The organism is Bacillus sp. K2I17 (genome assembly GCF_002209985.1).
GTDB lineage: Bacteria > Bacillota > Bacilli > Bacillales > Bacillaceae_G > Bacillus_A > Bacillus_A wiedmannii.
Window position 1 is genome coordinate 50,156 of sequence record NZ_NJGF01000003.1, and the last position, 15,553, is coordinate 65,708.

17 protein-coding genes and 1 riboswitch are annotated in these 15,553 nt (G+C 35.9%); of the genes, 7 read left to right on the plus strand and 10 right to left on the minus strand.

Going from position 1 to position 15,553, the window contains the following annotated elements; translation table 11 throughout:
• Positions 1–8: 8 nt before the first annotated feature.
• The 5 genes from phnX to CER22_RS32955 all read right to left on the minus strand — a co-directional run bounded on the left by phnX (position 9) and on the right by CER22_RS32955 (position 5,062).
• Entirely contained in the window at positions 9–803 is a 795-nt protein-coding gene (phnX, locus tag CER22_RS05410) for a phosphonoacetaldehyde hydrolase (protein ID WP_046957074.1), read from the minus strand.
• 21 nt (positions 804–824) lie between these two features.
• The gene (locus CER22_RS05415) at positions 825–2,582 is read right to left on the minus strand and encodes a putative 2-aminoethylphosphonate ABC transporter permease subunit (protein ID WP_142293430.1); all 1,758 of its coding nucleotides are present in this window, start codon (positions 2,580–2,582) and stop codon (positions 825–827) included.
• A complete protein-coding gene (locus CER22_RS05420) occupies positions 2,583–3,584 on the minus strand; it encodes a putative 2-aminoethylphosphonate ABC transporter ATP-binding protein (RefSeq protein WP_088608354.1) in 1,002 nt (333 codons plus the stop codon).
• Between the two features lie 20 nt (positions 3,585–3,604).
• Positions 3,605–4,681 carry a putative 2-aminoethylphosphonate ABC transporter substrate-binding protein gene (locus CER22_RS05425; protein ID WP_000750887.1) on the minus strand — a complete coding sequence of 359 codons (1,077 nt, stop codon included), beginning with the start codon at positions 4,679–4,681 and terminating at the stop codon, positions 3,605–3,607.
• 228 nt (positions 4,682–4,909) lie between these two features.
• On the minus strand, positions 4,910–5,062 hold the full coding sequence (locus CER22_RS32955; RefSeq protein WP_000240799.1) for a hypothetical protein: 153 nt from the start codon (positions 5,060–5,062) through the stop codon (positions 4,910–4,912).
• A gap of 146 nt (positions 5,063–5,208) precedes the next feature.
• Between CER22_RS32955 and CER22_RS05440 the strand changes: the two genes are divergently transcribed.
• Positions 5,209–5,544, plus strand: a complete 336-nt coding sequence (locus CER22_RS05440) for a DUF3905 domain-containing protein (RefSeq protein WP_000725963.1) — start codon at positions 5,209–5,211, stop codon at positions 5,542–5,544.
• 38 nt (positions 5,545–5,582) lie between these two features.
• On the opposite strand, the gene CER22_RS05445 is transcribed toward CER22_RS05440, so the two are convergent.
• The 5 genes from CER22_RS05445 to phaR form a co-directional block, all read right to left on the minus strand.
• Positions 5,583–6,932, minus strand: a complete 1,350-nt coding sequence (locus CER22_RS05445) for a TrkH family potassium uptake protein (RefSeq protein WP_001204694.1) — start codon at positions 6,930–6,932, stop codon at positions 5,583–5,585.
• Between the two features lie 23 nt (positions 6,933–6,955).
• The gene (locus CER22_RS05450) at positions 6,956–8,149 is read right to left on the minus strand and encodes an NAD(P)/FAD-dependent oxidoreductase (RefSeq protein ID WP_046958233.1); all 1,194 of its coding nucleotides are present in this window, start codon (positions 8,147–8,149) and stop codon (positions 6,956–6,958) included.
• A gap of 94 nt (positions 8,150–8,243) precedes the next feature.
• Positions 8,244–9,329 carry a class III poly(R)-hydroxyalkanoic acid synthase subunit PhaC gene (gene phaC / locus CER22_RS05455; protein WP_088608355.1) on the minus strand — a complete coding sequence of 362 codons (1,086 nt, stop codon included), beginning with the start codon at positions 9,327–9,329 and terminating at the stop codon, positions 8,244–8,246.
• An 82-nt stretch (positions 9,330–9,411) separates the two neighbouring features.
• On the minus strand, positions 9,412–10,155 hold the full coding sequence (locus CER22_RS05460) for an acetoacetyl-CoA reductase (RefSeq protein ID WP_000250411.1): 744 nt from the start codon (positions 10,153–10,155) through the stop codon (positions 9,412–9,414).
• A gap of 153 nt (positions 10,156–10,308) precedes the next feature.
• The gene (phaR, locus tag CER22_RS05465; RefSeq protein WP_000566954.1) at positions 10,309–10,791 is read right to left on the minus strand and encodes a polyhydroxyalkanoic acid synthase subunit PhaR; all 483 of its coding nucleotides are present in this window, start codon (positions 10,789–10,791) and stop codon (positions 10,309–10,311) included.
• A 199-nt stretch (positions 10,792–10,990) separates the two neighbouring features.
• On the opposite strand from phaR, the gene phaQ reads away from it, so the two are divergent.
• From phaQ to CER22_RS05495, 6 genes are all read left to right on the plus strand, one after another.
• A complete protein-coding gene (phaQ, locus tag CER22_RS05470; protein WP_000903018.1) occupies positions 10,991–11,443 on the plus strand; it encodes a poly-beta-hydroxybutyrate-responsive repressor in 453 nt (150 codons plus the stop codon).
• 42 nt (positions 11,444–11,485) lie between these two features.
• Positions 11,486–12,010, plus strand: a complete 525-nt coding sequence (gene phaP, locus CER22_RS05475) for a polyhydroxyalkanoic acid inclusion protein PhaP (protein WP_000448583.1) — start codon at positions 11,486–11,488, stop codon at positions 12,008–12,010.
• A gap of 101 nt (positions 12,011–12,111) precedes the next feature.
• The gene (locus tag CER22_RS05480; protein WP_001067917.1) at positions 12,112–12,555 is read left to right on the plus strand and encodes a MaoC family dehydratase; all 444 of its coding nucleotides are present in this window, start codon (positions 12,112–12,114) and stop codon (positions 12,553–12,555) included.
• Between the two features lie 147 nt (positions 12,556–12,702).
• Positions 12,703–12,888 (plus strand): alpha/beta-type small acid-soluble spore protein, encoded by a 186-nt coding sequence (locus CER22_RS05485; RefSeq protein WP_000241212.1) that lies wholly within the window; start codon positions 12,703–12,705, stop codon positions 12,886–12,888.
• 114 nt (positions 12,889–13,002) lie between these two features.
• Positions 13,003–14,322, plus strand: coding sequence for a TrkH family potassium uptake protein (locus CER22_RS05490; RefSeq protein ID WP_087984798.1), 1,320 nt, complete (start codon positions 13,003–13,005; stop codon positions 14,320–14,322).
• Between the two features lie 38 nt (positions 14,323–14,360).
• Positions 14,361–14,526, plus strand: a riboswitch (yybP-ykoY riboswitch).
• Between the two features lie 90 nt (positions 14,527–14,616).
• Complete coding sequence (locus CER22_RS05495) at positions 14,617–15,411, plus strand: TerC family protein (RefSeq protein WP_000383317.1); 795 nt, start codon at positions 14,617–14,619, stop codon at positions 15,409–15,411.
• Positions 15,412–15,553 lie beyond the last annotated feature (142 nt).

The window sequence follows — 15,553 nt, forward strand, 5'->3', positions numbered from 1 at the left end:
TTCCCCTTTTATGAAATAATAAGTTCTTGTTTCTCGATATGTTCCATTACGTTTTCGAGTTCCTGCATCGTTTCTATCGTAAAGTGCGCCCCATTTTCAACGAAACGATTGCGAACTACTTCTATTTTTTCACGAAGTTCTACCGGATCCATATTCTCCACTTCCTCTTCAGTTAAGCCGAGTTCGCTACTGCCGAGAATTACACCCACTGTCCACATACCAGCATTTCTTCCCTCTTTCATATCTGATACCGTGTCTCCAACTTTTATCATATGATTCATTGGATATACACCAAGCTCCATCGCATTTTTATAGCACATCCACGGATACGGACGACCTGCTGGAACATCATCTGGTGTTACAAGAAAATCAGGTTTATACCCTTGTAGTGCTGCTTCTTTTGCTACAATGTCCATCATTTCTCTCGTATAACCAGTCGTTGAACCAATTTTAATTCCTCTTTCACGTAAAGAAGCAATCACTTCTTTTACTCCATTAATCGGCGACGCATAGCGCGGTAAAATAGTGAAGAGAATCTTTTCGAATTCTTCATACATCTCCTGAATGTCTGCTTCTGTTGGTAATTGTCCGAAAATACGATTCCACTCACTCGCAATACGAGGCATCTCTGTTAATGCCCTAACATGATCAATTTTCAATAATCCCATTGGCTTACGGGCTTCTTCTGCAGTAATTGCAACACCGCGTTTATGGAAAATCTCCATAAATACTTCCAGTGGTGCAAAACATCCGTAATCAACTGTTGTACCTGCCCAATCAAAAATAACTGCTTCTACTTTCATCTAATCCATCACCCTTCTTATTTATCTTTTTTGCCATTGTGACGTTCGGTTACGAAGTGCTTTCGTTCCCCATTCATATACAACTCTCACTACAATATTTGTAACAACAATAAGTACACTCATTGCAGCTGCTGGTGCTACATTTCCTGCATCATCCATATTTACAATTGATACGGCAGCTAGTTTAAAATCAGCTGCATACAGGAATACAACTGCTGAGACAGTTACCATTGAATTTACGAAGTAGTACATTACCATTTCTAAAATGGCTGGTAAACACATCGGTACCGTAACTCGAAAGAATGTTTTATAAAACGGTATCCCCATCGACTGTGAAACAAGTTCAAACTCTCGGTCCAATTTCTTTAAAGCTGTCGTTGCCGTAACAAATGTTACAGAATAAAAATGAATGATATTGACTAGTACTAGCACAGCAATTGTTCCGTATAGAGAATGGAACGGGTTCGTTACGGAAAGTCCAAAGATTTGTATTGTTGGTTGACTAAAGAAGAAGACGTAGCCTAACCCAAGTACTAAACCTGGTATCGCTAAAGGAACGATAGAGAAAAAGTAACCTGCTTTTCGGAAAAATTGTAGCTGATCTATTTTCTCAATCGCATAAGCGAACATAAATGTTAAAACCGCTCCAATAACTGCAGTAATTGCTGAAACAATTACGCTATTTTTAAATGCTTCAAGTCCATCTCCTGTTAAACTGGAAAAATTGAAATGCTCAAATGTAAAGCTCATATTATATGGCCATACTTTCACACTTGCAGCAATACCAACTGCCACAAATAATAGAATGATCATAAGCGTTACTACGCTACAATATACGAATGAAATAACATCTCGTTTCTTATTATTTATTATTCTGTAAGGTACTGATTTGGAAGATAAGAGATTCGCCTGCTTTCTTTGCGTAATGCGATCAACTGCAAAGGCAAATATAGCTGGGATTAATAAAATCATTCCGACAGTTGCACCCATCGGCATATTTTGCTGCCCAATTACTTGCTTATATACGTCAGTAGCAAGTACATTATATTGCCCACCAACAATTTTTGGTGCCCCAAAATCAGTGAAACTAAGTGTAAACACAACGAACATCGCACTAATTAATCCGTACTTTACACTAGGTAAAGTAACAGTGAAAAATTGCTTTGTTTTACTCGCTCCTAACATATTAGAAGCTTCATATAAACGATAATCAGAGCCTTGAAAAGCAATTAATAATATAAGAAATGCTTGCGGAAATGTATACATGACTTCAGCCATTACAATTCCTACTGGTCCATATAAAGGGATTTGTATCCCTTCAAACAAACCAAACATTCCTTTCGTTACTAACCCTTGATTACCAAATAAATATGTAAATGCGATACCATGCATCATCGTTGGTGCGAATAATGGTAACAACGCAATATATTGAAATACACGCTTTCCAAACACATTCGTACGAGCGATCGCATAGGCGTAAGCGAAAGCGAGTGTTACTGCAATAATTGTTGTCGCGCCCGAAATCCATATCGTATTTTGTAATGATTGAACTAGCGTTGGTGTTGTGAAATATTTACTGAAATTCGCAACACCAATGAAAGCTCCATCTTTATCATAAAAAGCTTGTGTAAACAATTGTAATAGAGGTAATACAAGCATGATCAAAAACGCGAGAAGCATACCAATAATTAATAGTCTTTGTATCCACTCTTCTTTACCGATACGTCTCTTAATCTTTTTTTTCGTACTTTCTACCTTGAAATCTTCTAACATCTCCATCTATACAATGACCTTCTTTCCATATGACAACATATGATTTTCTAAGAAAGAGATTTGAATCGGCTTTCCTTTTCTAATTGCGGTTGCTTCTACTTCTGATGCCAATATATCCACTACAATTTTCTCGTTATAAAGATGTGTTTTTTCTTCTACGACCCGCACTTCCGTCCGATATACAGATCCGCGAAATTCCATGCTTTCCACAACCGTTTTAATACCATCCTTTTGTACAACTGTTACATGCTCAGGACGAATTGCATGTTCTTCATTGTTTTTCGAAAAGAAATTAATAGAACCAATAAAATCTGCCACAAATGGATTGGCTGGTCTTTGATAAATCTCCTCTGGTGTGCCAATCTGCATAATTTCCGCATGATTCATTACAACAATTTTATCGGCCATCGTTAATGCCTCTTCTTGATCATGCGTAACCATAATAGTTGTTACTCCTACTTTTTCTTGCAAATCACGCATTTCTCTACGTAACTTTTCACGCACTTTTGCATCTAAAGCAGATAATGGCTCATCGAGTAACAAAATATCCGGAGACAGAGCGAGCGCACGTGCAAGTGCTACTCGCTGCTGTTGTCCACCAGACATTTGAGCAGGATATTTATCTTTTACATTCAGCAAATCTACAAGTTCTAACGCCTCTAGCGCTTTCTCTTTTACTTCTGCTTTTCCATATTTTTTTGTCTTTAAGCCATATTCAATGTTTTCAAGTGCTGTTAAATTCGGAAATAATGCATACGATTGAAACACCATTCCGAAATTCCTCTTTCCAGGAGGTAATGCTGTAATATCTTTTCCATCCACAGCGATACTACCTGTTGTTGCCTCTTCTAGCCCTGCTAAAATTCGAAGCAATGTTGTTTTCCCACAACCACTTGGGCCTAATAAACATACAAACTCATTTTTTTTCACAGTAAAAGAAATATCTTTTAACGCTGTAAATGCATCAAACTGTTTTTGAATGTGTTGAATTGATAAATATTCGCTCATTTTTTCTCTCTCCCACTCACTTACTTTTTCGGTTCTGCTTTTTGGCCAAACTCTTTTTCCCATTTTTCTAAAATTTTGTCACGATTTTCTGCTGCCCATTTAAAGTCATTCTTTTTGTATAACTTTTCTGTCACATCTTTAGGGAATCCATCTGGAAGTTTATAATCATTTTTAATTGTCGCGAATCCATTTTTCTCGAAGTATAACTTCATTACATCATCAGTAATTGCCCAATCTAAAAATGCTTGCGCTAATTTTTCATTTTTTGCATTATCTTTTTTAATAAGTGCGTTCGCTTCTACTTCCCAACCTAATCCTTCTTTCGGCAATACAACTTCAACTGGTGCACCTTTTTGTTTCTCTTTCAAAGCACTATAAACCATTGATACGCCAACTGGATATTCACCTGCGCCTGCTAATTTCGCTGGTTTTGAACCTGAATGAGTATAAGTTGCCATATTATCATGAAGTTTCTTCATGTAATCCCAGCCTTTATCTTCACCCATAATTTGTAACCATGCAGAAACTGTTAAAAATCCTGTTCCAGAAGAAGCTGGATGTGGCATAACAAGCGTTCCTTTATATTCTGGTTTCGTTAAGTCTTCGTATGATTCTGGCATCGGTAAATTCTTCTTCTTTAATTCTTCTTTATTTATAGCAATCCCCGTCATAAATGCCGTATTACCTACCCATTTTTCTGGTTGCTTATCATCTTTAAATTGCGGAAGAACACGATCCGCTCCTTTTGGAGAGTATCCTTTTAACATATCTTTTTTATCTAAAGCTAATAGACTAGACGCTGCTGTTCCCCATACAACATCTGCTTGTGTATTTTTTCCTTCAGCTAGCAATTTCGCTGTAATAACTCCAGTTGAATCACGAACAATATTCAGTTTCACATCTGGATATTTCTTTTTAAAAGAATCAAGATAAATTGGTACAAGTTCTTCTTCAATCGCTGTGTAAACAGTTAATGATCCAGATAATTTATCATCCTTTACTTTTGCCCCAGCACTTTCTTCTTTCTTTGCACCACACCCCATTAATAACGAAAATACCATTCCAGTTGCTACAGCTTTAAAGATTGTTTTTTTCACTGTCTCTCTCTCCTTTTATAAATCTTATGTACAACTCTAATATAAACAACTAGTGTAAAAGCAGTATTAAACCAACATTAATCTTTTGTTTGTTGTTTGTTTTTGTGTAATACGTTGCTACTTCTATGTTTTTTCGCATTTTTCTGCTAATAATGAACACTAAATTTACAAATAATTAAAAAAACCTTTATAATCCCACAAAAAAATGAGGCGTTTGTAAAAAACGCCTCATTTTTGTTTACCTTTTTTTGAATTACGATTTGCATACTTCGCGCTATTTTCTCCTTCATACTCTAATGCAAATTCTGCATCTGGTAAGCTTTCTTTCGGAGTTTTATTATTGTTGATTGCCGCATTTTGTTTCACTTTTCTTTTTACCAATACATTCACCTGCTCTCAAGAATTCACTTTCTACTCTAGTTTGAAACAACATTAAATAATTATTACTGGCAAGTGTTAACAAGTACATAAGGCCGCTAGATGGAAATACTACCTATGAAAAGAACATTAGAAAAGGGGCGATTATTTTGAAGAAGAAAGATAAAATCCAGTCACCAATTTTAGATGAAACGCTCCCGCATCAAATGAATTTCCCATCTTTTAAAGGAACAGGAAAGAAGATGCAACAACCTTTCATAAATCAATATGACGTCGTAATCGGAGACAGTAAATATGATTCCGAGAATAGTCCACTTCACAATTGGACTGATGAAGTAGACCCTGCCATTATGGCTGGAGAAGAATGGATTCATCCTACAAATGATATTGGGTGGATTTCAGAAGAAAATCAAGAGTTGCTAAAAAAAGAAGTGGATAATAAAAATGAGGCTTTTATGCATCCGCAATTTGGCATTAACGACTAAAAAACCATTCTACCTCACATAGGTAGAATGGTTTCATACTATCCAATAATAATTCTCTCTTTCGGGTATTTATAGCGAGGTGGCTGTTCTCTTCCCCCACTAGCCAGTATAAATGTTAAAATACCGACACGCCCAATAAACATAAGTACAATGAGTACAAGTTTACCAACAGTTGTTAAATCTGGCGTAATACCTGTCGATAGCCCTGTCGTTCCGAAAGCAGAACACACTTCAACAATTAAACTCATAAGCGGTACATTTTCCGTAATAGATAAAATAAAGAGTGCTGTGGCACATAATAAAATCCCCATCGTCATAACGACAGATGCTTTTAGCACGTCTTCTTCATGTAACTGACGTTTGAAGACTCTAACCGTTCTTCCACCTCTTGCAAAAGTGTATAACGATAATATACTAACAGCAAATGTTGTTGTACGTATTCCGCCCCCAACCGAACTTGGAGATGCCCCTATAAACATTAATATACTCATAAATAAAAGCGTCGGTTGTGACAATTCACGTATATCCATTGTAGCAAGTCCACCGCTTCGCGTCGTCACAGATTGGAATAATGTATAGAAAACTGTTTCATGCCATGACTTTCCTGCTAAAAATTGATTTCGTTCTAGTAAAAAAATCATAATGGTTCCAACGATAACGAGGGCAAAAAATGTTGTTGTCGTCAATTTTGTAAATAACGAAAAGCGGAATAGTTGCTGTCGCCTTTTACTAAAGAATTGCTTTATTTCCATTAACACCGGGAAGCCAATCGCTCCTAAAATAATAAGTAACATATGAATCATTTGCACAATATAATCTTTTTTGTACGGAATTAATGATTGTCCAGTTAAATCAAATCCGCCGTTCGTGGTTGCACTAACAGCGGCAAAGAAACCGTGAAAATAAGCTTCTTGCCAAGTTGGAAAATAAAGTAGAAATCTTGTACCTAATAGTATCGCTCCGATAAGTTCTATCGAAATAATTACAATTAAAATAGAACGCATCAATTCTACAAGGCCTGATAAATTCCCTTGATTATGGTCTGCCATAATGAGTCTTCTTCTCTGCAAACCGATCTTTTTCCCCGTTATAATCCAAACAAACGTACCAAGTGCCATAATTCCTAAGCCGCCTAATTGTAAAATAAGGGCTAACATAATAATTCCTGCCGTAGTAAATGTATCTGAAATTGTAACAACAGACAGTCCCGTAACACTTACCGCACTAACAGATGTAAAGAGGGCATCGATAAATGTCCATTTCACACCAGACTTCGTAACAAACGGGAAACTAAGCAATATCACCGATACAACTACTGCTAATAAATAAAATAAAACAATGAGTTGTACAGGACGTAATTTTTGTAAAAACTTTTTTATATCTCTCATTCCATCACTTCGCTACCTTTTTTCTATCGATTAAATAAAGAAAAATCTTCACTTTCTTTATTTGTAAATAACTGCTCAAATAATTTGGCAAATACCATTCCATACACAGTTCCATTACCTCCATATGGCAATGCGTAAAATAAATTATGTATCTCTTTGTCTTCTTTTAAAATAGGGAGACCATCATGACTACCGCCAAATGCTGCCGCCCAATAGTACTCTGCCTGTATATTCTTATACTGCGGGAACATCTCTTTTACAATGTTAATAAGGATATCACGCTTATGCAATAATTTCGTATCACCAATTGTTTGAATTTGCATCGCTTCATCTAATCCGCCTACAATAATACGGTTTTGATACGTTCGAAAATATAAGTAAGGCCGTGCTGTTTCCCAAATTAATGATTGTTCATGCCAGCCTTCAAATGAATCTACCTTATTTGTCACCACTGCATATGATGTTTCCACTGTTGTATTTTTTTCTTTCTTTCCGAAAAGTGCTTCATAACCTGTCGCCATAATAATATTCTTTGCTACAATTTGATTTCCTGTTTTCGTGTAACAAATTAAATCATTTTGGCGTTTTTTTATATGTATGGCCTCTGTATGCTCAAGTATAGTAGCTCCCATTTGATTTGCTTTATGCAAAAGGCTATGCGCTAATAAATACGGATTCACTTCGGCATCACCATGCGTATATAACGCTGCTTGTTTTATAAATGAATACTTCTTCTTCATATGTGAATCGGTAAAATATTCAACCGGGAATCCATAATGGCGTAACGTATTATACTCTTCTTGTAAAAACGATACATCCTCATTTCTACTTGCATAATACAAACTACTTCGCGGAATAAACTGGGGATCAATATCGAGAGTCGGTACAACTTGCTCCATTGTTCGTAGCGCTTCGTAACAAAGCTTATATGCTCGTACCCCCTTTTTTTCACCAAATGTATGGATAAGTGAGGTTAGCGATTTATCATGAAGAAATTGTAGTAAACCTGTATTAGCAGCTGTGCTACCACATGCGATTGCTCGTTTTTCAATGAGCGTAACACGCATTCCAATTTTCGCTAACGAATACGCTATATGAGCACCTGCTTCTCCGCTTCCGACTACAAGCACATCACATATCATATCATTTTCTAATGATGGATAACAAGGTATAGAAACTCCTGTATTCCAAAACAACTTACCAGTCATAAGTTTCATAATTATACTCCTAAAATATAAATTTCTCCTTTCTATCTTTTGTTATTTCCCATAAAAAAATCCAACTAACATACGCTAGTTGGACTTTTTATTTTTAATTAGAACGCTCCTCCAGCCAATTTCCAACCGTCGGATATGTTTGTTTTACCGCTGTTCCACCGTAAACGATCGACATATGTCCCGTTGGTAAACATACATATTGTTTATCTGTGCTAGAAATATGGTCTAGCAAAGCTTCTACTTGGCATGGCAGGGCGATATGATCACGTTTCGCAGAAATATTTAAGACATTCGCCTTAATATTTGCAAGGTCTACCTTTTGTCCACGAATAACGAGTTCACCTTTCACTAATTTATTATTTTGATAAAAATCACGAATCCATTGTCTATACGATTCACCTGGGAATGGAATACCGTCACCAACCCACTTTTGAACTAATTTCCAGCTTTCGACGAAGCGCTCATTTTCTGAACGATCAAGTAAAGCGACATATGGACCTACAAAGTTTGTAATTGGTTTTAACATCTTATTTCCGAAATCAATCATTTCTGGCGGAATATTTCCGAATGTATCAACCGCTTTATCTAAATTGAAGTATTTCTCATCTAATAAAGGACCGTATAATCCTGTTTCAGAGAAATCAAAAGGACTTGTCATAAAGATTAAGTTGCGAATTGGCATGTGTGGATGAAGTGCTGCATAAATAGAAGTTAGCGTTCCACCCATGCAATAACCAAGTAAAGAAATCTCGTCCGATTTCGCAGTTCTCATTACTTTCTTCACTGCTTTTGCAATATAATCAAACACGAAATCATCAAATTTCAAATGACTATCTTCTAAACCAAATGTGCCCCAATCAAGCATATACACATCAAAACCACGATCTACTAAATATTCCACTAAACTATTTCCTGGAGTTAAATCCATAATATACGGTTTATTAATAAGCGCGTATATTAATAGGATTGGAACTCTCTGTGTTTTTTCTTGTTTTGGAATGTAACGATACAGCTTCGTTTTATTCTTCGTCCAAATAACTTCTTTTGGTGTTAAACCAACTTGTGGTTCTGGTTCGCGTAATAAAACTTCGCTCGCTCTTTTCACACGGCGATATGCTTTACGATATTCTTCTGGGTACAACTCCAATTGCTTTTCCCATTCCGTTACGAATGCAGTCATTTTTCTATCTCCTTTTCGGTCGATTTATTTCTAAAAAAAGAAGTGCATTCCTGCTATGGATATGCACTTTTTTCTCGATTCATTACATGTATAATCCACCGTTAATGTTTAATTGCTGACCTGTGATATATGCACCGTCACGGCATAGGTATACTACACCTTTTGCAATTTCATCAGCTTGACCAAAACGTTTTTTCGGGATTTTCGCAACGATTTTTTGACGTACTTCTTCTGGTACTTCTGCTACCATTTCAGTATCAATAAATCCTGGGCAAATTGCGTTTACAGTTACATTTGTTTTTGCAAGCTCTAATGCTAATGATTTTGTAAATCCTAACATACCTGCTTTTGCTGCAGAGTAGTTTGTTTGTCCAAATCCACCAGCTTGGCCAATAATAGAAGAAATACTAATGATTCTTCCTTCTTCTGCTTCCGATATGTATGGAAGTACCGCGCTTGTTGTATTAAATACACTGCTCAAGTTCACGTCAATTACGCGCTCCCAATCTTCACGATTTAATTTTTTGAATGTACGATCTCTTGTAATACCAGCATTATTAACAAGAATATCAACTTTACCAAAATGATTCACAGCTTCTTCTACAAGTCTGTTTGCATCTTCTACTTTCGAAACATCCGCTTGAACTGCATAAACGTCATGTCCTTCTTTTCCTAATTCATTTACTAAGTTTTCAGCTGCTTCTTTACTGCTGTTATAGTTAATAACTACTTTTGCTCCCTCTTGTGCTAATGCTACTGTAATTGCTTTTCCAATTCCTTTTGCCCCACCTGTTACGATTGCTACTTTGCCATTTAATTGAACCATTTCTTTTCCCCCTTAAATGAATTTGTGAACGATTGTTATGAATCATTTTGGTACTCATATTAATAGAGTCCATATATTAATTATGTTTCGTTGTTTATACATGAAAAAGAGATTCTCCCTTTCCCTTTTACACGTTATAAACAAACGCTATTATCATTTTTTATTTTCCGGCTTATTCGCAGGTTTTACTTCTTCTTTTGCAGGTACTTGTAGTTTCGCTAGTACTGCATTTTGCTTTTCTAGTAACTCTAAAATTTGATCAACTTTCGTTTCTAGCGTGCGAATATCTTGTTTTACTTTCGTAACATCACGCTTTAATGTAGGAGCTTGTCCTAATGAATCCACTTTCTCTTCTAGAATTTCCTCAATGTTATCAACTTTATTTTCTAAATTGATAACAAGCGTAGCTACTCTAGCGATATCCTCTCTCGTCGGCACATTCACCTGTTCTAAATAATTTTTTGTCGTATCATTTAATGCTTTTTGATAAAACAAATTCAAATCTAGAACGCTGCCCATCCAAGCAGAATATTCTTCTGTTTTAATTGTTTCATTGAGCGCTTTTCCCCAAAATGTTTCGGTTTGTTCATAAGCATTTTTCCATGCTTGCAATGGATCGAATTTTTGATCAATCACTTCGCCTACACTCCCTTTTTCGTTTTTGAAACAATTCAACCTATTCACTATTTTCTAATATTCTGAATAAAACTTCAAGTCTATATTTTATTTTTCTTTATCTTCCGATAAATGTGTTGACATTAAAAACAGATAGGTGTAAATTGCACTTATAAGCAAAAAAATTCCATCTAACTGATTCATGAGGTGATGCACAATCATGCTACATAATGAACCAGAACACCCAGAAAGTTTGGAAAAAAACCAAGCGAAACAACCAAACTCCATGCCCAAAAACTTCTTAGTTCCTTTCTTACTTCTCTGTCTAAAAGACTGGAGTCTTCATGGTTACAAACTCATTCAAATGCTAATGGACATCGGCTTTTCTTCTGTTGACCAAGGTAATGTGTATAGAACATTGCGCAAGTTAGAAAAAGAAAATCTCATTTCTTCCACTTGGGATACAAGTGAAGGCGGGCCAGCGAAACGAATTTATTCTTTAACAGAATATGGAGAGCAATATTTAACAACATGTGCAACTTCTTTTGAACATTATCAAAATATGTTGCGGACGTTTTTTACGTTATACACCAATGCGTTCTTTCCATTTTCTACTTCTCCAGAAAAGGATGAAAAGGATTCTTCATCTTCACCTGGTGGTACAGCAGAGTAATCTGCGTTCACAATATGCAAAAAAACATTTGGAGGTCAAACAATGGAAACTAAACCATACGAATTAGTCGATGCATTTTGGAAAAACTGGTCTCAATCTCTTTCCCTCTTCTCTTCAGCTGGGAAACAATTAGAGCAACTTACTTTAGAAACTTTAAAACAACAACAAGACGCTTTGCATAAATTAACATCAGGGGTAGATGAACTAGAAAAAGAACTACAACAATTCACTGCTCAGTTCAATAACCAATATACAGATTACGTGAAGCAATTAACTGGAAACTCCTTAAATGATCAAATTAACGAGTGGCAAGGGAAATGGAATGAACTTTCTAATCAAATGCACCAACTGACTGTTTCTCCTACGAAAACATCTTTGTCTATTCTTACTCAAACTAGCGGTCAATTTGAAGAAACAACAAAACAATTTATTGAACAACAACAATTACAACGTGAAGAGGTTCAAAAACAGTTAGAAGTTTTTTTGGGAGAGTTCAAGTCCAAACAACTAGAACTCGCAAAGCAGTTCGAGGAAAACTCAAAAAATTTATTTACTTCCATCAAGTAAGAAAAATGTGGGAGCTAACTGCAGCACAAACAAAACTCTTTCTTCCTCCTACTACATCAAGATGGCTAGCATTTTTCGATATGGAAAAGAAGGAGGCCAAAATGAATCCATTTCAAGAAGCACAAACTGTTCCGGAGCTTCGTTATGATGAGATTCAAGTCGGTGATCAAGCATCCCTTACAAAAACTATTACGGATGAGGACGTTATTAATTTTGCAAAATTAACTGGAGATGTGAATCCTATTCATATTTTAGATTCTTTTGCAAAAACAACAATGTTTAAAGAACGTATTGCTCATGGCATGCTCGTTTCCAGTTTCATTTCGACGATTCTTGGAACGAAACTCCCTGGCAAAAACACGATTTATTTATCTCAAAACGTTTCATTCCGTGCTCCTGTCAAAATCGGTGATACACTTCGCGTTGTGGCAGAAGTCATTAAAAAACGAGACGATAAAAAAATCATTACGTTGCAAACAAACATATATAATCAATCCGGTGATATTGTCGTGGAAGGTACAGCGACAATACTGAAAAAAGAGTAGCAAATTTGCTACTCTTTTTTCTATCCAATAACTTCTAATCACACCGATTACTTCCGCGTATGAGTACGTCGTTTCCACATAAAATAACGTTACCAGTTTAGATAAGTATTTAGCTGAATTGGACTACTCATAAGGATGTGTATCAACATGGTAAAAACAAACAAATTACTAGTTCCAGGTGCAGAACAAGCGCTTGAACAATTTAAATATGAAATCGCACAAGAATTCGGTGTTAGCTTAGGTTCTAATACAGCATCTCGTTCTAACGGTTCAGTTGGCGGTGAAGTAACGAAACGACTAGTCGCTTTAGCTCAACAACAATTACGTGGATAATACAATAACCTATGGCTTAGAGGCAGATATTCTCTGCCTCTTTCTATTTTTAACATACATAATCGTGCTTTTTCACATACTAGTAAGAGCAAACTGAAAGGAACGATATGTGACATGAAACGGATTAATATTAGCATGAGTCCTCCCCGTGTTCTTACTTTGTCTTTTATTATGTTATCAGTTATCGGTACATGCTTATTAAAACTACCAATTGCTACAACAACTTCTATTTCATGGATCGACGCTTTATTTACAACAGTTTCTGCTTGTACTGTTACTGGGCTTGGTGTTGTAGACACCGGAAAAGTATTTACTTTGTTTGGACAGTGTGTCATTTTAACGCTTATACAAGTAGGGGGACTTGGCATTATGAGCTTTGCCGTTTTAATTGCGATTATGCTCGGCAGAAAAATTGGTCTTCAAAACCGAATTTTACTGCAACAAGCGTTAAACCAAACGAACATTGGTGGTGTCATTCGTCTTGCCAAAGCATTATTTTTATTCTCTTTTACAGTCGAATGTATCGCTACTTTGATTCTTTCTTTTGAATGGGTACCAAAATACGGGATTGCTAAAGGGATCTATTATAGCTTTTTTCATTCGATCTCTGCTTTTAACAATGCTGGTTTTTCTGTGTGGAGCGATAATTTAATGTCCCATTCTCATAGCATTCTTGTCAATCTCGTTATTTCCTCCCTCATTATTTTAGGTGGGATTGGTTTTACAGTAATCGTAGATATAAAAAGAAAGAAAAATTTTAAAAACCTTACATTACACTCAAAACTTATGCTCTCTTCTACTCTAATCGTCAATATTATTGCGACTGTTTTTATTTTTATATTCGAGTTCCACAATTCCCTTTCTATGAGAGGATTTACCCCATTTGAAGAAGGAATGGCCGCTTATTTCCAGGCGGTTTCAACTCGTACTGCCGGGTTTAATACAGTTGATATTTCTGCATTATCAAAGCCTTCCCTACTATTAATGATGCTCCTTATGTTTATTGGCGCTGGTAGTGCTTCAACCGGTGGTGGAATTAAGTTAACAACATTTTTAATCATGTTTTTTGGGGTATTTAAATTTTTACAAGAACAAGATGATATTGTCGTTTTTAAAAAATCTATTAAAGATACTCTCATTGTCAAAGCATTGACCATCACTATTATTTCCATTTCATTTATCTTTTTTGCTATTTTAATTTTAAGTATTACTGAGCGAGTTCCTCTATTGATGAGTGCTTTCGAAGTATTTTCAGCATTTGGGACTGTCGGTCTCAGTATGAATTTCACACCACACTTAACTATGATCGGAAAAGCTATTATCATCTTTATGATGTTTTTTGGGAAAATGGGACCTTTAACATTGGCTTTTTCATTTGCACGTAAAAAGAACCGAAAAATAAAATATCCGAATGAAGATATTTTAACAGGTTGACAACCGTATACATTATCCATATAATGAGAGTACAATAGCATATCTCCAAAGGGGAGTAGCGTCCAAGAATATTTCTTGGAAACAAAGTCGTCATTACGTAGAACTTAGTTCTTCCGGCTTTGTTGGCATTTTCATTACATATGTCTAGCAAGACCTTTGCCTATTAACGGCAGAGGTCTTTTTTGTATTAATTTCCAAATTCTTCCAAAGTTAATAGGCAGGAGTATGGGGAAACTAAATAGTGGGGAAATTCTTCACTTATTTAGTACTTATAGAAATGAGAGGAGAATGTACATGGATGTATCATTATTATTGGAGTATGGTTGGGTATTACTCATCCTAATTGCACTAGAGGGGATTTTAGCGGCTGATAACGCTCTCGTTCTTGCAATTATGGTAAAACATTTACCAGAAGAAAAACGAAAGAAAGCATTATTTTACGGATTAGCGGGGGCATTTGTTTTCCGATTCGGATCGTTATTTATGATCTCGTTCTTAGTCGACGTATGGCAAGTGCAAGCAATCGGTGCCATTTACCTTATGTTTATAGCTGGTAATCACTTATTTAAAACGTATGTTAAAAAGAATACGGATGAAGAAACAGAAGAAAAAGAAGCAAAGAAAAAACAAGAGAACTTTTGGTGGACTGTATTTAAAGTTGAGGTTGCTGATATCGCCTTCGCAGTTGATTCAATTTTAGCTGCAGTTGCGTTAGCAATGACTTTACCAAAAACAGGATTAGGTACAATTGGTAGTCTTGATACTGGGCAATTCGTTGTTATCTTTGTAGGTGGACTTATCGGGTTAATCATCATGAGATTTGCAGCAACTGCTTTCGTACAAATCTTAAAACGTAAACCAGGACTTGAAACTGCAGCATTCTTAATTGTAGGTTGGGTTGGTGTGAAACTAGCAGTTTATACATTAGCACACCCTGCATTAAATGTAATTCCGCATTCATTCCCAGAATCTACACTATGGAAGCTTACATTCTGGATTGTATTAGTCGGAATCGCAGTTGGCGGTTGGTTCTTCTCGAAAGAAGTAGAAGTAAAAGTAGAAAAGAATTTAGACGAAAAAGCGCTGTAATTACAGCGCTTTTTCTTTTTCCCTTCCCCTCTCAATGTCCAGAAAAAATTCTATTATACTACCATTTGTAAGCGTTTTCTCAATATATGTATGTCCTTTTTGTGAAATATTGCACAAACTTATTGAAACTAAGAACAATTCC